We start from the raw sequence: 22911 nt of genomic DNA, 5'->3' as shown, positions 1-22911 counted from the left end.
ATAAAAAGGGAAAAGCGCACCCGGCGCCCATTCATCCAGTACTCTCATCATTGCCCCCAACACGCCTGGCGCGACATTTCAGGTATCGCGCCCGGGTTGCTGCGCACGCCGGTGCTGGACAAGCTGAACTCACCGCATGGGTCATTTGCCATGATGGCGCCGACTGCAGGCGAGGCGACCAGTGTGAATGACTGGGGGCTCAATGCAGTGCTGATTCTATAGTGATCATTGCCGGCACTGGCGCCGCTTGCATCAATAAAAGTGCCGTGGCGCGTGTAAAAACGTTCGAGGTGCTGCGCCTGCTCAATCAACAGTGCAACGATCTGCGCGCGGTAGGCTTTTTTCACCTGCCCGGTATACGCGGGGTAAGCAATCCCGGCCAAAAACGCGATGATCGCGACCGCGCCCAGTAACTCGATCAGGGTAAAACCTTGGCAATCCTTGCCCATTGATACGCTCCTTACTAGTGAAGTTGTCGCCATAGCACCCGATGAACGCTCAGACCGCCCTCTGCCTGTGCATAGACCGCCTCCAGCACCGTGCGCACTTGGCCACTGCTCCCAACCGCCGTCACGCGGTACAACGCGGCCGGTGTTTCGGCAGGCAAACCCGCCATCCCCACGCCCACTCCCAGGGATTGCACGCCATACAGGCCGCCCTTCAGGGCAACCCAAGTGACTGCTGACACGGGGTTTGTGCCTGCCTCTATCACCTGCGACGACTCGACCGGCGGCGCACAGGAATTGATTGCCCGACACACCGGCAGTGTCGCGCCTGCCCGCCGGATCACCGACTCACCCAACCGCAGGCCACTTTCGGCGCTTTGGAATGACTGGTTTCGATGCCATACGCTGCCGGTAATCTTTTGTTGGGACACCGCCCCTTGCATCGATGCCAGGCCGATCAGTGACAGCACCAGCAGAAACACCAGGCTGATCAGTAAAACCATGCCGGCTTGCCCTGCATAAAAGCGTTGATGATTGAACATGCTGCCCTACCCCAACCGGTTTCGCAGGGCTGCGACGACGCTGTAGGCCTGATCTTTCACGCGCCCGGTCGGGTCTTGCAGCGTCATGCGCAGGCGTACGCTGCGGATCAGCGATTCATCCGCCGGGCTGGCGTCATAGCGCGCTACCTGAGGCGAACCTGGTTTGCCCGCCACGCCGAAACTGATGTCGAAGGCCTGCACGTTGTCCAACAGCACCGCCTTGGCCGGCGCCGCAGGCGTACTGACCTTCAATTGCCCAGTTTCATAGGTGTAGGTGAGTTGGCGCAGCGCAAAGCGGATCTGCCCTGGCATCGGTGGCGGTGAATTCCCCGCGTAGGCTTGGGCCGTGCCGAGGCAGTCAGAGAGCACCGTCCAGTCAGGCGTGCCGCCCTCACCTGCGACATCGGCGGTGACCAGCGTCAGCGACCAGGAACTGCCTGCAGAATGCCAACCCACAGGTTGATCAAAGGCTGACGGTGCGTTGTCGATAGAGGCTGTCGCCAGGCAGCCGAACATGCCCGCCTGGCGGATATCCCGGATCATCTTGCCCAGCACAAACCGCGCGTCATCCTGCAGCAGCATGGCGGCCTGTTGGCTGGCTTGAGTCGCGCGAGCGCTGATCGTCACCTGGCTGACACCCAGCACCAGCAGCAACCCGATAGCCAGCGCGAGCAACAACTCCACCAGGCTGAAGCCACGGACAAAGCTTCTCATTGAGGCGCCTGCGGGTCGCTGGTAATGCGGCTGGTGAGGATGAAGGTTTCCCGCGCCCCGGGCGTATTCGCCCCACGGGCATCATCCCAACTGATGCTCACGGTTACCTCGCCACTGCTGATCACCACCGAGCCTTTGGCGTCCTCGCCGGCGAAGCCGATGATATTGGCTTCGAAGTCATGCAGGTCCAGGTCCCGCACGCTGGCCGTCGCGCTAAGGACGGGGGCGGTTTGCGCGAACCCCCATGCATAGTCGGCACCTGAGTTGGCGCGGATTCGGTCGAGCATATCGTAGGCAATGAAACTGGCCTGGCTGGTCATCCTTGAGCTGTCGGTGTACTTGAGTGCATTGAGCTGGGTCACTGCGGCGCCCAGCAACCCGACGGCGAGAATCAGCACCGCCACCAGCACTTCGATCAAGGTCATGCCGGTTTGCTGTCGAGGCAGCGCGCAGGGAAAAAGTCTGTTCGGGCAGGCAAGCATTACCGTCGTCATCCGTGTCGAAGGCTGAAAAAAGCAGCGCAATGCTGCTGTGAGACCCAAGACTAGCGCCGGTTTTTGGCTCGCGCTGCTATCGGAACAAAGGGAAATACTTTGGACATAAAGGCCATCATTCAGCCCCGCCGCCGGGCGCTATACCTAGGTCTCCAAACCCATTTTTACCCTTGCCCATGGAGGGACAGACTATGCAACAACGCGGTTTCACCCTGATCGAACTTCTGTTCGGCCTGTTACTGGGCGGCATCCTGGTGACCGTGGCAGTGCCCGCCTTCAAGGGGTTGCTTGCGTCGCAGCAGCAACGCAGCGCGGCACACTCACTTGCCGAAGGCCTGCGGTTGGCGCGCACTGAGGCAATCACCCGCAATCGCGCAGTGATCATTCAGGCGCTGGAGAACGATTGGAGCCGAGGATGGCAAATCATCGTGGATACAAGCGGGCGCGGCGAGCCGGGTACCGACAACCCTATACTGCTGGAACGGCAGGGCAATGGGCGCGTGCTGATGGCGGGCAATGGGCCAGTCAAGAGCCAGGTACGCTTCAGCGGGCTGGGTGAGCCGGTGTTTGCGGGAGGTGGCTTCCGCGCCGGTACGGTGCACATCTGCGGCACCGACCCGGTACAGAGCCTCTATCAAGTGGTGCTGGCGCCCAGCGGGCGCATCAGCCTGCGCAGTGAGGCCACCGAGCAGGCGCTGTGCGGCTCCGGCACCGTGGCACTCAGAGCAGCGAACGAACCCGCAGCTCTTTGGGCATGGAGAACGTGATGTTCTCTTCGCGACCGGCCAATTCATCCGCGCCGGTGGCGCCCCAGGCCTGCAGTTGCTGGATCACACCGCGCACCAGCACTTCTGGAGCGGAAGCCCCTGCGGTGATGCCAATACGCTCAACGCCGTCGAACCAACTGCGCTGCATGTCTTCAGCGCCATCGATCAGGTAGGCCGGCGTGGCCATGCGTTCAGCCAGTTCGCGCAAGCGGTTGGAGTTGGAGCTGTTGGGGCTGCCGACCACCAGAACCACATCGCATTCGTCGGCCAGTTGCTTGACCGCGTCCTGGCGGTTTTGCGTGGCGTAGCAGATGTCATCCTTGCGTGGGCCGCCAATTGCCGGGAAACGCGTGCGCAGGGCATCGATCACACGGCTGGTGTCGTCCATCGACAGGGTGGTTTGCGTCACGAAGGCCAGGCGATCAGGGTTTTGAACCTGCAACTCGGCCACGTCTTTTTCGTCTTCTACCAAGTAGATGGCGCCGCCATTACTGGCGTCGTACTGCCCCATGGTGCCTTCGACTTCCGGGTGACCGGCGTGGCCGATCAGGATGCATTCACGGCCGTCGCGGCTATAGCGCGCGACTTCGATATGCACCTTGGTCACCAGCGGGCAGGTGGCGTCAAACACCTTGAGGCCACGGCCCGCCGCTTCGGTACGTACTGCCTGGGACACGCCGTGGGCGCTGAAGATGACGATAACGTCGTCCGGCACCTGGTCGAGTTCTTCGACAAAGATAGCCCCGCGTGCGCGCAGGTCTTCAACCACGAATTTGTTGTGGACGACTTCATGGCGCACGTAAATCGGCGGCCCGAACACTTCCAGGGCGCGATTGACGATTTCGATCGCCCGGTCCACACCGGCGCAGAAGCCACGGGGGTTGGCGAGTTTGATTTGCATGCTGTGCCTCGTGTCTTGCAGGGCAAGAAATTGGATCAACTCAACTCTACAGGAGTAAGCCCCTGTGGGAACCGGGCTTGCCCGCGATGCAAACGACCGGGTGTATCAGGTACACCGAGGTGATGCTATCGCAGGCAAGCCAGCTCCCACACAAGCCGGCCCCATAAGCGCCGGTTTCGTCAGTCAGAGCGCTTTAACGTCGATGATTTCAACGTCAAACGTCAAGGTTTTACCGGCCAACGGGTGGTTGAAGTCGATGGTCACTTGCGCGTCATCGAAGGTTTTAACCACGCCGGGCAGCTCGGTGTTCGCCGCATCGTTGAAGATCACCAACAGGCCTTCCGACAGGTCCATGTCCTGGAACTGCGAGCGCGGGATGATCTGCACGTTTTGCGGGTTGGGCTGGCCAAAGGCGTTTTCCGGCAGGATCTGCAAGGTGCGCTTGTCGCCGGCCTTGAAACCGAACAGTGCCGCTTCAAAACCCGGCAGCAGGTTGCCATCACCGACTTTGAAGGTCGCCGGGGCTTTGTCGAACGTGCTGTCGACCGTGTCGCCATTCTCCAGGCGCAGTGCGAAATGCAAAGTGACTTCCGTGTTCTGGCCGATGCGTTGCTCAGCCAATACCTGATCAGTCATTGACGGTCTCTCCGGTTTTCTTGCTTTTGAACATGTCCAACGCCAGCATGATTGCACCGACGGTGATGGCGCTGTCGGCAAAGTTGAACGCCGGGAAGTACCAGCGGTTCTGCCAATGCACCAGAATAAAGTCGATCACATGGCCCAGGGCAATGCGGTCGTACAGGTTGCCCAGCGCGCCGCCCAGCACCAAGGCCAGGGCAATGGCGAGCCAGGTATCATCACGGCCCAGACGCTTGAGCCAGACCACCAGCACAGCGCTGACAACCACCGCGATCAAGGCAAACAGCCAGCGCTGCCAGCCGCCGCTGTCCGCCAGGAAGCTGAAGGCAGCACCGGTGTTGTAGGCCAGGGTCCAGCTGAAGTAGTCAGGAATGACCACAATCTGCTGGAACATCTGCAGGGAGCCTTCGAAATGAGCCTTGCTGACCTGGTCAATGACCAGGACCAGCACGCTCAGCACGAGCAAACCCAGACGTCCGAAACGACTGGAAGCATTAGGCATAGTGGCGAACCTCGCCAGCACCGCTGATGTTGTCGACGCAACGACCGCAGATTTCCGGATGCTCTGGGTTCACGCCGACGTCTTCACGGCAGTGCCAGCAACGGGCGCACTTAGGAAAGGCCGACTTGACCACTTTGAGCTTGAGGCCCGGCACTTCGGTGGCCACTGCGTCCGCAGGTGCCTGGGCAAACGGTGCCAGGCTCGCGGTCGAGGTGATCAGTACGAAGCGCAGTTCGTTGCTCAGCTTGGCCAGGTCGGCGGTCAGGCCTTCCTCGGCAAACAGGGTGACTTCGGCTTGCAGGTTGCCACCGACGGCCTTGGCCGCGCGCTGAACTTCCAGCTCCTTGTTCACCGCAACCTTGACGGCCATCACGCCTTCCCAGTACTCGCGGCCCAGTTCGAAGTTGGCCGGCAATTCGGTCAGGCCTTCGTACCAGGTGTTGAGCATCACCGATTCGTTACGCTCGCCCGGCAGGTATTCCCACAATTCGTCAGCGGTGAAGGCCAGGATCGGTGCGATCCAGCGCACCAGCGCTTCAGAGATGTGGTACAGCGCGGTCTGCGCCGAGCGGCGCGCCTTGCTGTTGGCGCCGGTGGTGTACTGGCGGTCCTTGATGATATCGAGGTAGAAACCACCCAGCTCCTGCACGCAGAAGTTGTGGATCTTGGAGTACACGTTCCAGAAACGGTATTCGCCGTAGTGTTCCTGCAACTCGCGCTGCAGCAACAGCGTACGGTCCACGGCCCAACGGTCCAGGGCGAGCATGTCCTCGGCCGGCAGGATGTCGGTGGCCGGGTTGAAACCGGTCAGGTTCGACAGCAGGAAGCGTGCGGTATTACGGATACGGCGGTAGGCATCGGCGCTACGGGCCAGGATCTGGTCCGACACGGCGATTTCGCCCGAGTAATCGGTCGAGGCGACCCACAGACGCATGATATCGGCGCCCAGGGTGTCGTTGATCTTTTTCGGCTCGATCACGTTTTTCAGCGACTTGGACATCTTGCGGCCCGTCTCGTCGACGGTGAAGCCGTGGGTCAGCAGTTCGCGGTACGGCGCGTGGTTGTCGATGGCGCAGCCGGTCAGCAACGACGAGTGGAACCAGCCACGGTGTTGGTCCGAGCCTTCCAGGTACAGGTCGGCACGCGGGCCGGTGGCGTGACCCATCGGGTGCGAACCGCGCAGCACGTGCCAGTGGGTGGTACCCGAGTCGAACCACACGTCGAGGGTGTCGCTGATCTTGTCGTACAGCGGCGCTTCGTCGCCCAGCAGTTCGGCGGCGTCCAGCTTGAACCAGGCTTCGATGCCTTCCTGCTCAACGCGCAGCGCCACTGCTTCCATCAGTTCAACGGTACGTGGGTGCAGCTCGCCGCTTTCCTTGTTCAGGAAGAACGGAATCGGCACGCCCCAGTTGCGCTGGCGGGAGATGCACCAGTCCGGGCGGTTGGCGATCATCGAGTGCAGGCGCGCCTGGCCCCAGGCCGGGACGAACTTGGTGTCTTCGATGGCTTTGAGCGAGCGCACACGCAGGGTGTCGCCGCTGGTCGGCTCTTTGTCCATGCCGATAAACCACTGCGCGGTAGCGCGGTAGATCAGCGGGGTCTTGTGACGCCAGCAGTGCATGTAGCTGTGCTTGATGGTTTCGGTGTGCAGCAGCGAACCGACTTCACGCAGTTTGTCGATTATCGGCTCGTTGGCCTTGAAGATGAACTGGCCGCCAAAGAACTCCAGCGACGGCGCGTACACGCCATTGCTCTGCACCGGGTTGAGGATGTCATCGTTGACCATGCCGTAGGCTTTGCAGGTCACAAAGTCATCAACGCCGTAGGCCGGCGCGGAGTGAACCACACCAGTACCCGAACCCAGCTCCACGTAGTCAGCCAGGTACACCGGCGACAGACGGTCATAGAACGGGTGACGGAAATTGATCAGTTCCAGCGCAGTGCCGGTGGTGGTGGCGATGACCGAACCTTGCAGCTCGTAGCGCGCCAGGCAGGCCTCGACCATTTCTTCGGCCAGCACCAGCAGGCGATCACCGACGTCCACCAGGGCGTAGGTGAATTCCGGGTGCACGTTCAGCGCCTGGTTGGCCGGGATGGTCCACGGGGTGGTGGTCCAGATCACGATGGCTGCAGGCTTTGGCAGGCTCGACAGGCCAAAGGCTTGGGCCAGCTTGTCGTCGTCGGCGATCGGGAAGGCCACGTCGATGGTCGAGGACTTCTTGTCTTCGTACTCGACTTCCGCTTCAGCCAGGGCCGAACCGCAGTCGAAGCACCAGTTCACGGGCTTGAGGCCCTTGAACACGAAACCGCCTTTGACGATTTCAGCCAAGGCACGGATTTCACCGGCCTCGTTCTTGAAGTTCATGGTCTTGTACGGGTTGTCCCACTCGCCCAGCACGCCCAGGCGGATGAATTCGGACTTCTGCCCTTCGATCTGCTCGGTGGCGTAGGCACGGCACAGTTCGCGGGTTTTATCCGCGCCCAGGTTCTTGCCGTAGGTCACTTCGACTTTGTGTTCGATCGGCAGGCCGTGGCAGTCCCAGCCCGGAACATAAGGCGCGTCGAAGCCCGACAGGGTTTTCGAACGCAGGATCATGTCCTTGAGAATTTTGTTCAGCGCATGACCGATGTGAATCGTGCCGTTGGCATAAGGAGGGCCGTCGTGCAGGACGAACTTCGGACGATCCTTGCCAATTTCGCGCAACTTTCCGTACAGGCCAATACTGTCCCAGCGCTGCAGGATCTGCGGTTCGCGCTGTGGCAGGCCGGCCTTCATTGGGAAGGCGGTGTCCGGAAGGTTTAGCGTGGCTTTATAGTCGGTCATTTAAGGCTCTTCGGTTAGCGATGGGCGCTAGGTGCGGCTAGTGCACGGGCGGCGGCGACATCCGCATTGATCGCCGTTTTCAACGCCTCAAGGGAGGCGAAACGCTGCTCTTCACGCAGCTTCTGGTGGAAAACCACCGTTAAACGCCGGTCATACAAATCACCGGCAAAATCCAAAAGGTGAACTTCCAGGTGGGCCTTGCCATCACCTGCAACCGTGGGCCTGACGCCTATGTTGGCGACTCCCGGCCACGATTGGCCGTCGATGTCGACACTCACCAGGTAAACCCCGGTGAGTGGCACACGACGACGTTTGAGCTGCACGTTGGCGGTTGGCGTACCCAGTTGGCGCGCCAGCTTCTGACCGTGCAATACCCGCCCGGCAATGCGGAACGGGCGACCGAGCAAACGCTCGGCCAAGGCGAAGTCGGCAGCCGCCAGTGCGTTACGCACCTGGGTACTGCTCACGCGCAGGCCGTCCAGTTCGACGGTTTGCGCGGCTTCGACGGTAAAACCTTGATTCACACCAGCGTGTTGCAGGAAGTCGAAATCGCCGACGCGGTCGCAGCCGAAACGGAAGTCGTCGCCGACCTCCAGGTGCTGCACGCCCAGGCCATCTACCAGGATACGGTCAACGAACTCGGCGGCGCTGAGGCTTTGCAAACGCTGATTGAAGGCCAGGCACAGCACACGGTCCACGCCCTCTTCAGCCAGCAGTTGCAGCTTGTCGCGCAGGCGGGCCAAGCGCGCCGGAGCCGTCTCGGGGGTAAAGTATTCCCGCGGCTGTGGCTCAAAAATCACCACGCAGCTGGGCACGCCCAACTCGACCGCACGTTCACGCAGCCGGCCCAGGATAGCCTGGTGGCCACGGTGAACACCGTCAAAGTTGCCAATAGTGGCGACGCAGCCCCGATGCTCGGGGCGCAGGTTGTGGAGACCTCGAACCAGCTGCATAACGCGCTTCTTGCTCATAAAGTGGTCGATTATAACCACACCCGGCCCCGGACGACAGGCAACAGCGCAGGCCAAATGGATCGAATCGATAAAACAACCGTTTTATCACGGCAAAGTCTCTAGCCAAGCGACTTTCGATTGAAATCACGCAGACGGAAGCCTTGCAACAGCAACATCCCGAAGTACACCACCACACCTGCCACGACCAGAACACCCAGGCGCATGAAGCGTTCAAGCATATGGCCTTGATCCCAGGCGGGCATGAAGTGCATCAGGCCCAACAACACCGCCGACATCATCGCCACCGCCACCAGCAGCTTGAGGGCAAACAGGCCCCAGCCCGGCTGCGGCTGATACATCTGCTGCTTGCGCAGTTGATAAAACAGCAGGCCCGCGTTGATGCAGGCACCCGCGCTGATGGCCAGGGCCAGGCCGGCATGGGCCAACGGGCCGATAAACACCAGGTTGAGCAGTTGCGTGACGATCAGGGTGAAGATTGCGATCTTGACCGGCGTGCGGATGTTTTGCTGGGCGTAGAAGCCCGGCGCCAGCACTTTGATCACGATAATGCCGAGCAGACCGACGGAGTAGGCGACCAGTGCGCGCTGGGTCATTGACGCGTCAAACGCGCTGAACTGGCCGTATTGGAACAGTGACACGGTCAACGGCTCAGCCAGAATGCCCAGGGCCAGGGAACACGGCAACACCAGCATAAAGCACAGGCGCAGGCCCCAGTCGAGGATGCGCGAGTACTCCTGGCGGTCCTTGCTGGCATAGGTGCGCGACAGCGTCGGCAGCAAGATTGTGCCCAAGGCTACACCCAGTACGCCGGACGGCAACTCCATCAAGCGATCGGCGTAGTACATCCAGGAGACCGAACCGGACACCAGCAAGGATGCGAACGCAGTGTTGATGATCAGGGAAATCTGGCTCACCGACACGCCCAGGATCGCCGGCAGCATATTGCGCATCACGCGCCATACGCCGGTGTCCTTGAGGTTCAGCCGCGGCAGCACGAGCATGCCGATTTTTTTCAGGTGCGGCAGTTGGTAAAGCAACTGCGCCAGGCCGCCGGCCAGCACCGCCCAGCCCAGGGCCATAACCGGCGGGTCGAAGTACGGCGTCAGGAACAGCGCAAAAATAATCATGCTGACGTTCAGCAACGTCGGCACGAAGGCCGGCACCGAGAAACGGTTCCAGGTATTGAGGATCGCCCCGGCCAGGGATGACAGCGAGATCAGCAATATATAAGGAAAGGTCACCCGCAACAGGTCAGTGGTCAGCGCGAATTTTTCCGGGGTATTGGCAAAACCGGGGGCCGTGGCCCAGATCACCCAGGGCGCGGCAAGCATGCCGACGAGGGTTACCAGCATCAGTACCAGGGTCAGCAAGCCCGAGACATAGGCAATAAAGGTACGGGTCGCCTCTTCACCCTGCTGGGTTTTGTATTCGGCCAGGATCGGCACGAAAGCCTGGGAGAATGCGCCCTCGGCGAAGATCCGCCGCAACAGGTTGGGCAGTTTAAAGGCAATAAAGAACGCATCCGTGGCCATGCTGGCGCCGAAAATGCGCGCCAGCAGGGTGTCACGCACAAACCCTAAAACCCGGGAGATCATCGTGATAGAGCTGACGGCAGCCAACGATTTGAGCAGATTCATTGAAAGAGTTTGCGCCTTTAGATAAAGAGCAGGCGAACAAAGCGCCCACTTATGCGATACTGCGCGCCTGCAACAGCACAGAGCCAAAGCTCGCGAGTTTACAGGTCAAGCGCCGGAAATAAATCACCCGCCTCTTCAGATCGACCACTCAGCAGTTCGCATCAGCCGCCCTTGACAACCCATCAAGTCATCGGCATGATTCGCGGCCTATTTTGTTTGCTATTTCCTAAAAAGTCTTTCGAGGAGCTCGACGGTGGCCAACACACCTTCCGCCAAAAAACGTGCAAAACAGGCTGAGAAGCGTCGCAGCCACAACGCCAGCCTGCGTTCCATGGTTCGTACCTACATCAAGAATGTAGTTAAAGCCATCGACACCAAAGACGCTGAAAAAGCTCAAGCTGCTTACGTTCTGGCTGTGCCTGTTATCGACCGTATGGCCGATAAAGGCATCATCCACAAGAACAAAGCCGCTCGTCATAAGAGCCGCCTGAATGGCCACATCAAGGCTCTGAACGTCGCTGCAGCAGCCTAAGTGGTAACAACTGCCACGTAACTCAGGTTACGTAACAGTTAAGAAATGCCCCGAACCGAAAGGTCCGGGGCATTTTTGTTTGTGCCCAATAACTTGGGCGCACGGATCAAAATGTGGGAGCGGGCTTGCCCGCGATTGCGGTGGGTCAGTGGTGAACAGGCCAGCTGACACGCCCCCATCGCGGGCAAGCCCGCTCCCACATGGCTGTGCCTGTTATCGACCGTATGGCCGATAAAGGCATCATCCACAAGAACAAAGTCGCTCGTCATAAGAGCCGCCTGAATGGCCACATCAAGGCTCTGAACGTCGCTGCAGCAGCCTAAGTGGTAACAACTGCCGTGTAACTCAGGTTACGTAACAGTTAAGAAATGCCCCGAACCGAAAGGTCCGGGGCATTTTTGTTTGTGCGCGATAAGATCAAAAATGTGGGAGCGGGCTTGCCCGCGATTGCGGTGGGTCAGTGATGTATAAGGCGGCTGACACGCCCTCATCGCGGGCAAGCCCGCTCCCACACTTGAACTGCAGTGTATTTTCGGGCGCAAAAAAAACGCCCCGAACCAGTCGGGGCGTTTTTGCTACCTATTGATCAAACCACAATCAATGGTGATGACCGCCTTCACCGTGGACGTGGCCGTGGGCCACTTCTTCCTGGGAGGCGTCGCGGATGGCAACGATCTTCACTTGGAAGTTCAGGCGCTGACCAGCCAGAGGGTGGTTGCCGTCGACAGTCACGTCGTCGCCGTCCAGATCGCGGATGGTGACGATCTGCATCTGGCCGTCCGGAGCGGATGCGTGGAACTGCATGCCCACTTCCAGCTCATCAACGCCTTCGAACATGCTGCGGCTCAGGGTGCTGACCAGTTCGGCGGAGTATTCGCCGTAAGCATCTTCAGGTTCTACGGCGACAGTCAGTTCGTCACCGACGTTCTTGCCTTCCAGAGCCTTCTCCAGGCCCGGGATGATGTTACCTGCACCTTGCAGGTAGACCAGCGGCGCGCCGCCGGCGGAGCTGTCGATGACCTCACCAGCGTCGTTGGTCAGGGTATAGTCGATGGAGACAGCCTTGTTAGCGGCGATCGTCATGGGGCGAGACCTTTTGCATAAGAATGAAGAACGGACAAGTCTAAACAAGGATTTGCCCGAAAGCGAACAGAACCCGGACAGACGGAACCGATCAACGGCATCCTTCATCATCGGTTTCCATCAGGATGAGGACAACCATTGGGTGGCCGAGCTGTCTTGCGGCCACACCCAGCACCTGCGCCACCAGCCGCCATGGCAGTCGCGCGCCTGGGTACTCGATACCGCGCAACGTCTTGAAAAAATAGGCCAACCCTTTACGTGCGGCTGGTGTGCGCAAGCGCCTGAATAACGATAACCTTGGTGCCTGATTCCCGGTAGGCGCTCAGCCATAGAGCGCCACCGAAGCCATGCACCTCCAGAGAATTCGCATGCAGACTTTTTTTATCGCGCCCACCGATTTTGGTGTGGGTCTGACCTCCATCAGCCTTGGGCTGGTGCGCACCCTTGAGCGGGCCGGGCTGAAAGTCGGCTTCTTCAAACCGATTGCCCAGCCACATCCGGGTGACACCGGCCCCGAGCGCTCCACCGAACTGGTCGCGCGCACCCACGGCCTTAAGCCACCACAACCCTTGGGCCTGGCCCATGTGGAACGCATGCTCGGCGACGGCCAGCTCGACGAGCTGCTCGAAGAAATCATCACCCTGTACCAGCAAGCCGCCGTGGGCAAAGACGTGCTGATCGTCGAAGGCATGGTGCCGACCCGCAGCGCCAGCTATGCGGCGCGGGTCAACCTGCACCTGGCCAAGAGCCTCGACGCGGAAGTGATCCTGGTGTCGGCGCCGGAAAACGAAGTGCTCACCGAGCTATCGGGCCGCGTGGAATTGCAGGCCCAACTGTTCGGCGGCCCCAAAGACCCGAAAGTGCTGGGCGTGATCCTCAACAAGGTGCGCACCGACGAAAGCATGGAAGCCTTCTCGGCGCGCCTCAAGGAGCACTCGCCCCTGTTGCGTAGCGGCGATTTCCGCCTGCTCGGGTGCATCCCTTACCAGCCCGAACTCAACGCCCCGCGCACCCGCGACGTGGCCGACCTGATGGGCGCACAGATCCTCAACGCCGGCGACTACGAAACCCGGCGCATGACCAAGATCATCATTTGCGCGCGCACCATGCGTAACACCGTGGAGCTGCTAAAGCCGGGCGTGCTGGTGGTAACGCCGGGCGACCGTGACGACATCATCCTGGCCGTCAGCCTCGCCGCGATCAACGGCGTCCCCTTGGCCGGCCTGTTGCTGACCAGCGACACCCTGCCCGACCCGCGCATCATGGACCTGTGCCGTGGCGCCTTCCAGGCCGGGCTGCCAGTCCTTTCCGTGAGCACCGGTTCCTACGACACGGCCAACCAGCTCAACAGCCTGAACAAAGAAATCCCGATTGATGACCGCGAGCGCGCGGAGATCATCACCGATTTCGTCGCCAGCCACCTCGATGCACGCTGGCTGCACCAACGCTGCGGCACGCCACGGGAAATGCGCCTGTCGCCCGCGGTGTTCCGCTATCAGTTGATCCAGCGCGCCCAGGCCGCCAACAAACGCATCGTGTTGCCCGAGGGCAGCGAGCCGTTGACCGTGCAGGCCGCCGCCATCTGCCAGGCCCGGGGCATTGCGCGCTGCGTGCTGCTGGCCAAACCTGCCGACGTGGAAGCCGTCGCCCGCGCCCACGGCATCGAATTGCCCGAAGGCCTGGAGATTCTCGACCCGGACCTGATTCGCCAGCGCTATGTCGAGCCAATGGTCGCACTGCGCAAGAGCAAGAGCCTCAACGCGCCGATGGCCGAGCAACAATTGGAAGATACGGTGGTGATCGCCACCATGATGCTCGCGCTGGATGAAGTGGACGGCCTGGTTTCCGGGGTTATTCACTCCACCGCCAACACCATCCGCCCTGCCCTGCAGCTGATTAAAACGGCGCCGGGCTGCACCTTGGTGTCGTCGGTGTTCTTTATGCTGTTCCCCGAGCAGGTGCTGGTGTACGGCGACTGCGTGATGAACCCGCACCCAAGCGCCGTGGAACTGGCGGAAATCGCCCTGCAAAGTGCCGACTCCGCCGCTGCCTTCGGCATTACGCCACGGGTGGCGATGATCAGCTATTCCAGCGGTGATTCGGCCAGCGGCGAAGAAGTGGAGAAAGTCCGCGAAGCCACCTTGCTCGCCCACGAACAGCAAAGCTCGCTGCTGATCGACGGCCCATTGCAATACGATGCCGCGGCCAATGAAACCGTGGCAAGGCAGTTGGCGCCCAACAGCCAGGTCGCCGGTAAAGCCACGGTGTTTGTGTTCCCGGACCTGAACACCGGCAACACCACGCACAAGGCCGTGCAGCGCAGCGCCGACTGCGTAAGCCTGGGCCCCATGCTGCAAGGCTTGCGCAAACCGGTGAACGACCTGCCGCGCGGTGCACAAGTGGACGACATCGTGTACACCATCGCCCTGACGGCGATTCAAGCCGCCAACCGACCTATGGATATCTAAATGCTGGATTTTCTACCTGCCGCCGTACGCGGGGTAATCGCGTCCTTGTTGTTGGCGCTGAACACGATCCTGCTGTGTTCGTTCCTGTTTGTTGTCGCGCTGTTCAAGGCGCTGCCATTTGCCAAACGCTTCAGCGAATGGCTGATGAACCACACCCACGAAGCCTGGGTGACCAACAACAAGGGCTGGATGAACCTGGTGCGACGCACACGCTGGCACCTGACTGGCCTTGAAGGCCTGGACTACCAGCACTCGTATCTGGTGACCAGTAACCACCAGAGCTGGGTCGACATCATGGTGCTGCAATACGTGCTCAATCGCCGGATTCGGCCGCTGAAGTTCTTCCTCAAGCAGGAACTGATCTGGGTGCCGGTGATTGGCCTGGCATGGTGGGCGCTGGGCTTCCCGTTTATGAAGCGCTACACCAAGGCTTACTTGGAGAAGCACCCGGAGAAGAAAGGCAAAGACCTGGAAACCACGCGCAAGACCTGCGCGAAGTTTCGCGACAACCCGGTGGGTATTTTCAACTTTGCCGAAGGCACGCGGTATACGCCGGGCAAGCACGCACAGCAGAAATCGCCGTTCCGTTACCTGCTCAAGCCCAAGGCCGGTGGCATTGCGTTTGTGCTGGATGCCATGGGCGAGCAGCTCAAGTCATTGGTGAACGTGACCATCCACTACCCGGCCGGGCGTCCAGGGTATTGGGATTTGTTGTGCGGGAATGTGAAAGACGTGGTGGTGCACTTTGAGGAAGTGCAGATTCCAGCCGGGTTTATCGGCAAGAATTATGAGCAGGATGGGGAGTATCGGTTGGCGTTCCAGGGGTGGATCAACCGGTTGTGGGAAGACAAGGATGCGCTGCTGGATAAGCTTCACACGGAATACCCAGGCCGCCACTGACCGACCTGTGAATGCAATCTAATGTGGGCTGGCTTGCCTGCGATAGCTGACTGTCAGTTGATGGGTATGTTGCTGACCCACCGCTATCGCAGGCAAGCCAGCTCCCACAGTGACCGCGCCAGACCTTGAGAAAGTAAAAAGCCCGCCACCGAATGATCGGTGGCGGGCTTTTTTGTGGCGGCGAGGTTTAGATCGCGCCGCGCTGGCGCAACAGCTCCAGCACTTGCTTGACGCTGTCTTCCAGCGACGTGGCCTGGGTGTCGATCACCAAGTCGGCATTCAACGGCACGTCGTACGGGAAGGACTCGCCTGGGATGTTGTCCCCGCCCGCCGCGTACAGGCCTTGCGGATCACGCTCGGCGCACACCAGCGGCGAGGCCTGCACGTAGACGGTGAGCAAGCGGTCGCTGCCGATTAACGCCTTGGCCTGTTCACGGCCTTCGGCATCCGGGGCAACAAACGCGGCCAGGGTCAGCAGGCCGGCTTCGTTGAACTGACGCGCCACGTGAGCAGCACGGCGCCAGTTTTCGGTACGCCCGACGCGGTCCTGCGGCAAGCCCTTGTTCAAGTCGAGGCGCAGGTTCTGGCCATCCAGTACGAATACCGCACGGCCCATGTCAAACAGCTTGCGCTCAACCGCGTAGGCCAAGGTGCTTTTGCCGGCGCCGGACAGGCCGCTGAACAACACGGTAGCCGGTTGCTGGCCGAAGCGTTGGGCGCGCTCTTCGGTGGCTACATGAGCAAGGCGGCCGTGTTGCGCAGCGCCACCATGGCCCACCGGCGGCGCAATAATCATGCCCGCAGCCACAGTACCGTTGGTCAAACGGTCGATGACGATAAACGCACCGGTGGTGCGGTTGCTGTCATAGCCATCCAACGCAATGGCGGCGTCGAGGCTGACCTTGACCCGGCCAATCTCGTTCAGTTGCAGCGAACTTGCCGGGCCTTCGGCCAGGGTGTTCACGTCCACGCGGTGCACGATGCTGGTGATCGAACCCGGCACGTAGCTGGTGGCGCGCTTGATGTCGTATTTCTTGCCCGGCAACATCGGCTCTTCGGCCATCCACACCAGCATGGCGTCGAAAGCGTCGGTGACTTGCGGCACGTTGTCGGCATGCACCAACAGGTCGCCACGGGAGATGTCGATCTCGTCTTCCATGGTCAGGGTCACGGCCTGGCCTGGGCCTGCGTGTTCCAGCTCACCCTCGAAGGTGACGATGGATTTGACGCGGCTGCTCTTGCCCGACGGCAGCACCACGACTTCATCGCCCTTGTGCACGATGCCGCTGGCGAGGGTGCCGGCGAAACCACGGAAGTTCAGGTTCGGACGATTGACGTACTGCACCGGGAAACGCAGGTCGGTGTAGTTGCGGTCGTTGGCGATCTCGACGGTTTCAAGAATCTCCATCAACGACTGGCCGGTGTACCAGGGCGAACGCTCGCTCTTGTTCACCACGTTGTCGCCCTTGAGCGCCGACATCGGTACGAACGCCATGGTGCTCGGCTTGAACGCAATGCCCTCGGCAAACTTCAGGTAATCGGCCTTGATCGACTCGAACACGCTTTGGTCAAAGCCATTGATGTCCATCTTGTTGACGGCAATCACGATGTGCTTGATGCCCAGTAACGAGGCGATATAGCTGTGGCGGCGGGTCTGGGTCTGCACGCCGTAGCGGGCGTCGATCAGAATGATCGCCAGGTCACAGGTGGACGCACCGGTGGCCATGTTGCGGGTGTACTGCTCATGGCCGGGGGTATCGGCGATGATGAATTTGCGCTTGGCGGTGGAGAAGTAGCGGTAGGCAACATCAATGGTGATGCCCTGTTCACGCTCGGCCTGCAGGCCGTCAACCAGCAAGGCCAGGTCGATATCATCGCCCGTGGTGCCGGATTTTTTCGAATCACGGGTAATGGCTTCCAGGTGATCTTCGTAGATCATCTTGGAGTCGTGCAGCAGGCGCCCGATCAGGGTGCTCTTGCCGTCGTCGACGTTGCCGCAGGTCAGGAAGCGCAACATCTCTTTGCGCTCGTGCTGGCCCAGGTAGGCGAGGATGTCCTCGCTGATCAAATCAGATTGATGCGACATTGGTGACAGCCCCTTAGAAATAACCCTGACGTTTTTTATCTTCCATCGAGCCTGCGCCATCGTGGTCGATGACCCGGCCCTGGCGCTCGGAAGTTCGCGTCAGGAGCATTTCCTGAATGATGTCCGTCAGCGTCTCGGCTTCGGACTCCACCGCGCCCGTCAACGGGTAGCAGCCAAGGGTACGGAAACGTACTTTCTTTTTGACGATTCGGGCTTTGTCTTCGTCGGACAAGTGCTCGAGGATGCGGTCGTCGTCGATCATGATCAACGTGCCGTTCTTCTCGATCACGTCGCGCTCGGCGGCGAAGTACAGCGGCACAATCGGGATGCCTTCGAGGTAGATGTACTGCCAGATGTCCAGCTCGGTCCAGTTGGACAGCGGGAACACACGGATCGACTCGCCTTTGTTGACGTTGCCGTTGTAGACGTTCCACAGCTCCGGGCGCTGGTTCTTCGGGTCCCAGCGGTGTTTGCTGTCACGGAACGAGTACACACGCTCTTTGGCGCGGGACTTCTCTTCATCGCGACGGGCACCGCCGAAGGCTGCGTCGAAACCATGCTTGTCCAAGGCCTGCTTGAGGCCTTCGGTCTTCATGATGTCGGTGTGCTTGGCGCTGCCGTGGGTGAACGGGTTGATGCCCTGCGCCACACCATCAGGGTTGACGTGGGTGATCAGGTCCAGGCCCAGTTCTTCGACCATTTTGTCGCGGAACTTGTACATCTCCTGGAATTTCCAGCGGGTGTCGACGTGCATCACCGGGAACGGCAATTTGCCCGGGAAGAAGGCCTTGCGCGCCAGATGCAGCATCACGGCGGAGTCTTTACCGATCGAGTAGAGCATCACCGGGTTGTCGAACTCGGCGGCGACCTCGCGGATGATGTGGATGCTTTCCGCCTCCAGCTGTTTCAGATGCGTCAGTTTGTCGACCATGGCTACTCACGGAAAAACGATCTTATGGACGGCCAGCGGGCCGTGTTCGAGCGGGGCATGCTAGCACAGCACCTTCTTCTATTCAGGGAGCCAGCTAGATCGAAACGGTATATGAATATGCCCCTCAGTTTGGCTTGTGGTAGCTGGCTTGTCTGCTCTACAGGCACCTCAGTCATTCAGGCAAACCGAGGTGATGCAATCGCAGGCAAGCCAGCTCCCACATTTGATCCTTGGTGTTCCTTAGATTGGGTTGGGGCAATCGATGAACAGATGTTCCAGGGCAAAGCGCCGCGCCAGGTAATCGCCCAACGCCTGCACGCCATAACGCTCAGTAGCGTGATGGCCCGCTGCAATAAAGCTGACGTCGTTTTCCCGCGCGCTGTGGAATGTTTGTTCGGACGCTTCGCCACTCAGATACAAGTCAACGCCTGCGGCAATAGCATCATCAATGTAGCCTTGGCCGCCGCCCGTGCACCAACCCACCCGGCGGATCATCTCGCTGCCTTCGATCAGCAGTGGCTCGCGACCCATTACATCCTGCACGCGTCGGGCAAAATCACGCGGCGACAAGGGTTCGGCCAGGGAGCCGACCAGGCCGACGATTTTCGGGTTGCTGGGGTCCAGCGGGCCTTCGACGGTGATGTCCAGCTGACGGGCGAGTTGCACGTTGTTGCCCACCTCCGGGTGCAGGTCCAGCGGCAGGTGGTAGGCCAGCAGGCTGATGTCGTGCTTGAGCAGGGTTTTCAGGCGGCGTTGCTTCATGCCGGTGATGCACGGGTTTTCGCCCTTCCAGAAATAACCATGGTGCACCAGCACCAGGTCGGCCTGGGCTTCGACGGCGGCGTCCAGCAACGCTTGGCTGGCCGTGACGCCGCTGACAATGCGCATCACCTGCGGGCGCCCCTCGACCTGCAAGCCATTGGGGCAATAATCGGCAATTTTTGCGCTGCCAAGGTAGCGGTCCGCTTCCTCGACCAGGGTGCTAAGGGGGACAGCCATAAAAGACTCCTAAATATCCCGTTCCGAGGCGCTCGCAGCCTCGTATAATGCGCGACATTATGGGCGCTATCCCGCCCCCTGCAACCTGTCAGGACTTACTTGATGCTCAAGGCACTGCGTTTTTTTGGATGGCCATTGTTGGCTGGCGTGCTGATCGCGATGCTGATTATTCAGCGTTATCCCCAATGGGTGGGCTTACCCAGCCTTGATGTGAACCTGCAACAGGCCCCACAAAGCAGCTCGGTGGTGCAAGGCCCGGTCACCTACGCCGACGCGGTGGTCATCGCCGCGCCTGCTGTGGTCAACCTGTACACCACCAAGGTCATCAATAAACCGGCGCATCCGTTGTTTGAAGACCCGCAGTTTCGCCGCTATTTCGGCGACAACGGGCCCAAGCAGCGCCGGATGGAATCCAGCCTCGGTTCCGGGGTGATCATGAGCCCGGAAGGTTACATCCTCACCAACAACCACGTGACCACCGGCGCCGACCAGATTGTAGTGGCCCTGCGCGACGGCCGTGAAACCCTGGCCCGCGTGGTCGGCAGCGACCCGGAAACCGACCTTGCGGTGCTGAAGATCGACCTCAAGAGCCTGCCCTCGATCACCATCGGCCGCTCCGAAGGGCTGCGCGTCGGTGATGTCGCGCTGGCCATCGGCAACCCGTTCGGCGTCGGCCAGACCGTGACCATGGGCATCATCAGCGCCACCGGGCGTAACCAGTTGGGGCTCAACAGCTACGAAGACTTTATCCAGACTGACGCGGCGATCAATCCGGGGAACTCTGGCGGCGCATTGGTGGATGCCAATGGCAACCTGACCGGTATCAACACGGCGATTTTCTCCAAGTCCGGCGGTTCCCAGGGCATCGGCTTTGCGATCCCGGTGAAGCTGGCAATGGAAGTGATGAAGTCGATCATCGAGCACGGCCAGGTAATCCGTGGCTGGCTGGGCATCGAAGTACAGCCGTTGACCAAGGAACTGGCCGAGTCGTTCGGCTTGACCGGGCGCCCGGGCATCGTGGTGGCCGGGATCTTCCGCGACGGCCCGGCGCAGAAAGCCGGCCTGCAGTTGGGCGATGTGATCCTGAGCATCGACGGGGAACCGGCCGGTGATGGCCGCAAGTCGATGAACCAGGTGGCGCGGATCAAGCCGACCGATAAGGTGTCGATCCTGGTAATGCGCAACGGCAAAGAGATCAAGCTGTCGGCAGAGATCGGCCTGCGCCCGCCACCCGCCCCGGTGAAAGAAGAGGAATAACGGCTACGGGAGCCCGTTCGCGGGCTCCTGTTACCGAATATTTCAAAAGAAATCCATTCTCAATGGTCATGTTATATTGTTTCAATATCGCTATTGGAACGCTCTATCATGCCGTCTCAAAGATTCGCCCCCGTTGCTGGCCTGGCCTTGGGTTTGCTGCTGGACCCCGCCTACGCCGATGACAACACTGTCGAACTGGACACCATCAGCGTCACCTCCGACGCCTATGAATCCGCCACCGGCCCCGTCAAAGGCTACCGCGCCACCCGTTCCGCCAGCGCGACCAAAACTGACACCGATCTGCGCGACATCCCACAATCAATCAGCGTGATTCCTGCCACGGTGCTCAAGGACCTGGGCAGCACCAGCGTGGAACGTGCTCTGGAGTTTGCCGGCGGCGTGTCCAAGCAAAACAACTTCGGCGGCCTGACGCTTTACGAGTACAGCGTGCGCGGCTTCACCACGTCGGAGTTCTACCAGGACGGTTTCAGCGCCAACCGTGGCTACCCGAGCACCCCGGACGCGGCCAACATCGAGCGCATTGAAGTGCTCAAAGGTCCCGCAGCCAGCCTGTACGGCCGTGGCGATCCGGGCGGCACCGTGAACATTGTCACCAAGAAGCCGCAGCCCGAAGCCTTTACCACCGTGCAAACCAGTGCCGGCAGCTGGGACCGCTATCGCACCGCACTGGATGTGAACACCCCGCTGGACAGCGAAGGCCGCGTGCTGTCGCGGGTCAACCTGGCCGTGGAAGACAACCACAGCTTCCGCGATCACGTCGACGCCCAGCGCGTGTTCGTCGCGCCATCATTCAGTTGGCAGTTGGACCCCGACACCAGCCTTCTCGTAGAAAGCGAGTTCGTGCGCCACAGCTCCACCTTCGACCGGGGCATCGTCGCCAACCATGGCATGTCCCGCTCGACCTTCCTCGGCGAACCCAACGACGGCAATATCCGCAACCACAACAATCGCATCCAGGCCGCGTTGGAACATCACCTTAATGACGCCTGGAAACTGCGCCTGGCCAGCCACTACAAACAGGGCAGCCTGTGGGGTGACGCCTCGGAAAGTCGTGCGCTGAATGCCAACGGCCATACCGTTAACCGCCGCCTGCGCGAACGCTCCACCGGTTGGCACGACAGCATCACCCAGCTGGAACTGCGCGGCCAGTTCGACATCGGCAGCTGGCAGCACGAACTGTTGATCGGCGGCGAATACGAGGACTACCGCAAGAAGGAACGCGTGTCGGCGGTTGCCGGCAGCCTCTACCCCATCGACATCTATAACCCGATCTACGGCCAGACCAAACCCAACGGCGCACGCACCGGCACCGACGTCTTCGAACAGACGAAAAGCCAGGCGCTGAACCTGCAAGACCAGATCATCTTCACCGACCGCCTGCGCGGCATGCTCGGTGCGCGCTTCGAGCATGTCGAACAACGCACCGACGACTTCACCCGCAACCACGCCAAGAGCCGGCATACCCACGACGCCCTGACTCAACGCGCCGGTCTGCTCTATCAGCTAACGCCGCAAGTCGGGGTGTTCGCCAACGCGTCAACCTCGTTCAAACCCAACAACGGTGTGGATGCCGGCGGCAAATCCTTCAAGCCCGAAGAAGGCGTGGGCTATGAAGTGGGGATCAAGAGCGAGCTGTTCGACGACCGTTTGAGCACCACGCTCGCCGCCTTCCATATCGAAAAAGAAAATGTTCTGACCCAGGACCCGGCCACCCTCAACAACAGCCGCGCCATAGGCAAGGCGCGCAGCCAGGGCTTTGACCTGCAACTGAGCGGGCAAGTGACGGACGCGGTACGCGTGATCGGCGCCTTTGCCTATATCGACGCCGAAGTGACCAAGGGCGACAAATCCATCCCCACCGGCAGCCGGATTCTGGGCGTAGCCAAGCGCAGCGGCAGTCTGCTGGGTGTGTATGAATTCCAGAATGGCGCGCTGCGCGGCTCGGACCTGGGCGCGGCGTTCACCTACGTCGGTGATCGCTCCGGCGAGGCCGGCAGCCAGTTCGAACTGCCCGCCTACCACACCGTCGACCTGCTGGCGCATTACAAAGCCAGCGATAGCGTCACGGTGGGCCTGAACCTCAACAACCTATTCGACGAAAAGTACTACGAGCGCTCCTACAGCAATTACTGGGTCACTCCCGGCGAGCCGCGCAACTTCACCGTCAGCCTGACCCTTAACCTGTAAAAGGATG

The 22911-nt window shown here is 60.5% G+C and carries 21 protein-coding genes and 1 pseudogene; 8 read left to right on the top strand and 14 right to left on the bottom strand.

Going from position 1 to position 22911, the window contains the following annotated elements; translation table 11 throughout:
- Positions 1 to 47: 47 nt before the first annotated feature.
- Genes HBO41_RS15235 through pilV form a run of 4 tightly spaced genes read right to left on the bottom strand, consistent with a single transcriptional unit; the run spans position 48 to position 2184 of the window.
- Positions 48 to 449 (bottom strand): type IV pilin protein, encoded by a 402-nt coding sequence (locus HBO41_RS15235; RefSeq protein WP_017137600.1) that lies wholly within the window; start codon positions 447 to 449, stop codon positions 48 to 50.
- Between the two features lie 14 nt (positions 450 to 463).
- Positions 464 to 988 carry a PilX N-terminal domain-containing pilus assembly protein gene (locus tag HBO41_RS15230; RefSeq protein ID WP_138451309.1) on the bottom strand — a complete coding sequence of 175 codons (525 nt, stop codon included), beginning with the start codon at positions 986 to 988 and terminating at the stop codon, positions 464 to 466.
- 6 nt (positions 989 to 994) lie between these two features.
- Positions 995 to 1702, bottom strand: a complete 708-nt coding sequence (locus HBO41_RS15225) for a PilW family protein (protein ID WP_017137602.1) — start codon at positions 1700 to 1702, stop codon at positions 995 to 997.
- Positions 1699 to 2184, bottom strand: coding sequence for a type IV pilus modification protein PilV (gene pilV / locus HBO41_RS15220; protein ID WP_169986838.1), 486 nt, complete (start codon positions 2182 to 2184; stop codon positions 1699 to 1701). Before pilV ends, HBO41_RS15225 begins: the two co-directional genes overlap by 4 nt.
- 203 nt (positions 2185 to 2387) lie before the next feature.
- Here pilV and HBO41_RS15215 point away from each other — a divergent pair, with 203 nt between their 5' ends.
- On the top strand, positions 2388 to 2963 hold the full coding sequence (locus tag HBO41_RS15215) for a GspH/FimT family protein (protein ID WP_138451313.1): 576 nt from the start codon (positions 2388 to 2390) through the stop codon (positions 2961 to 2963).
- Here HBO41_RS15215 and ispH read toward each other — a convergent pair.
- The 6 genes from ispH to murJ all read right to left on the bottom strand — a co-directional run bounded on the left by ispH (position 2917) and on the right by murJ (position 10440).
- Positions 2917 to 3864, bottom strand: a complete 948-nt coding sequence (gene ispH / locus HBO41_RS15210) for a 4-hydroxy-3-methylbut-2-enyl diphosphate reductase (protein ID WP_017137605.1) — start codon at positions 3862 to 3864, stop codon at positions 2917 to 2919. The genes HBO41_RS15215 and ispH overlap by 47 nt on opposite strands.
- Before the next feature lie 183 nt (positions 3865 to 4047).
- Positions 4048 to 4485, bottom strand: coding sequence for an FKBP-type peptidyl-prolyl cis-trans isomerase (gene fkpB, locus HBO41_RS15205; RefSeq protein WP_010213263.1), 438 nt, complete (start codon positions 4483 to 4485; stop codon positions 4048 to 4050).
- Between the two features lie 7 nt (positions 4486 to 4492).
- Positions 4493 to 5005 (bottom strand): signal peptidase II, encoded by a 513-nt coding sequence (gene lspA, locus HBO41_RS15200; RefSeq protein ID WP_017137607.1) that lies wholly within the window; start codon positions 5003 to 5005, stop codon positions 4493 to 4495.
- Positions 4998 to 7829, bottom strand: coding sequence for an isoleucine--tRNA ligase (ileS, locus tag HBO41_RS15195; RefSeq protein ID WP_017137608.1), 2832 nt, complete (start codon positions 7827 to 7829; stop codon positions 4998 to 5000). The genes lspA and ileS overlap by 8 nt, the downstream gene beginning before the upstream one ends.
- A gap of 14 nt (positions 7830 to 7843) precedes the next feature.
- Positions 7844 to 8782 carry a bifunctional riboflavin kinase/FAD synthetase gene (gene ribF / locus HBO41_RS15190; RefSeq protein ID WP_016971190.1) on the bottom strand — a complete coding sequence of 313 codons (939 nt, stop codon included), beginning with the start codon at positions 8780 to 8782 and terminating at the stop codon, positions 7844 to 7846.
- Between the two features lie 119 nt (positions 8783 to 8901).
- Positions 8902 to 10440 carry a murein biosynthesis integral membrane protein MurJ gene (gene murJ, locus HBO41_RS15185; RefSeq protein ID WP_056859107.1) on the bottom strand — a complete coding sequence of 513 codons (1539 nt, stop codon included), beginning with the start codon at positions 10438 to 10440 and terminating at the stop codon, positions 8902 to 8904.
- 253 nt (positions 10441 to 10693) lie between these two features.
- Between murJ and rpsT (HBO41_RS15180) the strand changes: the two genes are divergently transcribed.
- Positions 10694 to 10972 (top strand): 30S ribosomal protein S20, encoded by a 279-nt coding sequence (rpsT, locus tag HBO41_RS15180; RefSeq protein ID WP_003171647.1) that lies wholly within the window; start codon positions 10694 to 10696, stop codon positions 10970 to 10972.
- Between the two features lie 194 nt (positions 10973 to 11166).
- Positions 11167 to 11295, top strand: a pseudogene (gene rpsT, locus HBO41_RS15175) (30S ribosomal protein S20); the annotation flags it as partial.
- A 274-nt stretch (positions 11296 to 11569) separates the two neighbouring features.
- On the opposite strand, the gene HBO41_RS15170 reads toward rpsT (HBO41_RS15175), so the two are convergent.
- Positions 11570 to 12055 (bottom strand): peptidylprolyl isomerase, encoded by a 486-nt coding sequence (locus HBO41_RS15170; protein ID WP_003188398.1) that lies wholly within the window; start codon positions 12053 to 12055, stop codon positions 11570 to 11572.
- Between HBO41_RS15170 and HBO41_RS15165 the strand changes: the two genes are divergently transcribed.
- The 3 genes from HBO41_RS15165 to HBO41_RS15155 all read left to right on the top strand — a co-directional run bounded on the left by HBO41_RS15165 (position 12054) and on the right by HBO41_RS15155 (position 15423).
- Positions 12054 to 12344 (top strand): DUF3565 domain-containing protein, encoded by a 291-nt coding sequence (locus HBO41_RS15165; protein ID WP_017137610.1) that lies wholly within the window; start codon positions 12054 to 12056, stop codon positions 12342 to 12344. The two genes, HBO41_RS15170 and HBO41_RS15165, sit on opposite strands and share 2 nt — an antisense overlap.
- A gap of 79 nt (positions 12345 to 12423) precedes the next feature.
- A complete protein-coding gene (gene pta / locus HBO41_RS15160) occupies positions 12424 to 14523 on the top strand; it encodes a phosphate acetyltransferase (RefSeq protein WP_056859109.1) in 2100 nt (699 codons plus the stop codon).
- Positions 14524 to 15423 carry an acyltransferase gene (locus tag HBO41_RS15155; protein WP_169986836.1) on the top strand — a complete coding sequence of 300 codons (900 nt, stop codon included), beginning with the start codon at positions 14524 to 14526 and terminating at the stop codon, positions 15421 to 15423.
- 187 nt (positions 15424 to 15610) lie between these two features.
- Here the strand turns inward: HBO41_RS15155 and cysN are convergent, their stop codons facing one another.
- The 3 genes from cysN to HBO41_RS15140 all read right to left on the bottom strand — a co-directional run bounded on the left by cysN (position 15611) and on the right by HBO41_RS15140 (position 19439).
- Entirely contained in the window at positions 15611 to 17509 is a 1899-nt protein-coding gene (cysN, locus tag HBO41_RS15150; RefSeq protein WP_169986834.1) for a sulfate adenylyltransferase subunit CysN, read from the bottom strand.
- 13 nt (positions 17510 to 17522) lie between these two features.
- Positions 17523 to 18440 carry a sulfate adenylyltransferase subunit CysD gene (cysD, locus tag HBO41_RS15145; RefSeq protein WP_017137614.1) on the bottom strand — a complete coding sequence of 306 codons (918 nt, stop codon included), beginning with the start codon at positions 18438 to 18440 and terminating at the stop codon, positions 17523 to 17525.
- Positions 18441 to 18680: 240 nt separating this feature from the next.
- A complete protein-coding gene (locus HBO41_RS15140; protein WP_169986831.1) occupies positions 18681 to 19439 on the bottom strand; it encodes a Nif3-like dinuclear metal center hexameric protein in 759 nt (252 codons plus the stop codon).
- 102 nt (positions 19440 to 19541) lie between these two features.
- Between HBO41_RS15140 and algW the strand changes: the two genes are divergently transcribed.
- The gene (gene algW / locus HBO41_RS15135; protein ID WP_017137616.1) at positions 19542 to 20696 is read left to right on the top strand and encodes a Do family serine endopeptidase AlgW; all 1155 of its coding nucleotides are present in this window, start codon (positions 19542 to 19544) and stop codon (positions 20694 to 20696) included.
- Between the two features lie 108 nt (positions 20697 to 20804).
- Positions 20805 to 22904 carry a TonB-dependent siderophore receptor gene (locus HBO41_RS15130; protein ID WP_099549232.1) on the top strand — a complete coding sequence of 700 codons (2100 nt, stop codon included), beginning with the start codon at positions 20805 to 20807 and terminating at the stop codon, positions 22902 to 22904.
- Positions 22905 to 22911 lie beyond the last annotated feature (7 nt).

The organism is Pseudomonas sp. WS 5146, assembly GCF_012985495.1.
In the GTDB taxonomy this organism is placed as follows: domain Bacteria; phylum Pseudomonadota; class Gammaproteobacteria; order Pseudomonadales; family Pseudomonadaceae; genus Aquipseudomonas; species Aquipseudomonas edaphica.
Note: the sequence above shows the minus strand (reverse complement) of the source record. Positions and strands in the feature narration are given on the sequence as shown.

What these genes read in the sequence shown, in the direction of transcription:
- HBO41_RS15235 (WP_017137600.1), bottom strand. Translation starts at nt 449, where the DNA reads ATGGGCAAGGATTGCCAAGGTTTTACCCTGATCGAGTTACTGGGCGCG.
- HBO41_RS15230 (WP_138451309.1), bottom strand. Translation starts at nt 988, where the DNA reads ATGTTCAATCATCAACGCTTTTATGCAGGGCAAGCCGGCATGGTTTTA.
- HBO41_RS15225 (WP_017137602.1), bottom strand. Translation starts at nt 1,702, where the DNA reads ATGAGAAGCTTTGTCCGTGGCTTCAGCCTGGTGGAGTTGTTGCTCGCG.
- pilV (WP_169986838.1), bottom strand. Translation starts at nt 2,184, where the DNA reads ATGCTTGCCTGCCCGAACAGACTTTTTCCCTGCGCGCTGCCTCGACAG.
- HBO41_RS15215 (WP_138451313.1), top strand. Translation starts at nt 2,388, where the DNA reads ATGCAACAACGCGGTTTCACCCTGATCGAACTTCTGTTCGGCCTGTTA.
- ispH (WP_017137605.1), bottom strand. Translation starts at nt 3,864, where the DNA reads ATGCAAATCAAACTCGCCAACCCCCGTGGCTTCTGCGCCGGTGTGGAC.
- lspA (WP_017137607.1), bottom strand. Translation starts at nt 5,005, where the DNA reads ATGCCTAATGCTTCCAGTCGTTTCGGACGTCTGGGTTTGCTCGTGCTG.
- ileS (WP_017137608.1), bottom strand. Translation starts at nt 7,829, where the DNA reads ATGACCGACTATAAAGCCACGCTAAACCTTCCGGACACCGCCTTCCCA.
- ribF (WP_016971190.1), bottom strand. Translation starts at nt 8,782, where the DNA reads ATGCAGCTGGTTCGAGGTCTCCACAACCTGCGCCCCGAGCATCGGGGC.
- murJ (WP_056859107.1), bottom strand. Translation starts at nt 10,440, where the DNA reads ATGAATCTGCTCAAATCGTTGGCTGCCGTCAGCTCTATCACGATGATC.
- HBO41_RS15165 (WP_017137610.1), top strand. Translation starts at nt 12,054, where the DNA reads ATGGGGCGAGACCTTTTGCATAAGAATGAAGAACGGACAAGTCTAAAC.
- HBO41_RS15170 (WP_003188398.1), bottom strand. Translation starts at nt 12,055, where the DNA reads ATGACGATCGCCGCTAACAAGGCTGTCTCCATCGACTATACCCTGACC.
- pta (WP_056859109.1), top strand. Translation starts at nt 12,424, where the DNA reads ATGCAGACTTTTTTTATCGCGCCCACCGATTTTGGTGTGGGTCTGACC.
- HBO41_RS15155 (WP_169986836.1), top strand. Translation starts at nt 14,524, where the DNA reads ATGCTGGATTTTCTACCTGCCGCCGTACGCGGGGTAATCGCGTCCTTG.
- cysN (WP_169986834.1), bottom strand. Translation starts at nt 17,509, where the DNA reads ATGTCGCATCAATCTGATTTGATCAGCGAGGACATCCTCGCCTACCTG.
- cysD (WP_017137614.1), bottom strand. Translation starts at nt 18,440, where the DNA reads ATGGTCGACAAACTGACGCATCTGAAACAGCTGGAGGCGGAAAGCATC.
- HBO41_RS15140 (WP_169986831.1), bottom strand. Translation starts at nt 19,439, where the DNA reads ATGGCTGTCCCCCTTAGCACCCTGGTCGAGGAAGCGGACCGCTACCTT.
- algW (WP_017137616.1), top strand. Translation starts at nt 19,542, where the DNA reads ATGCTCAAGGCACTGCGTTTTTTTGGATGGCCATTGTTGGCTGGCGTG.
- HBO41_RS15130 (WP_099549232.1), top strand. Translation starts at nt 20,805, where the DNA reads ATGCCGTCTCAAAGATTCGCCCCCGTTGCTGGCCTGGCCTTGGGTTTG.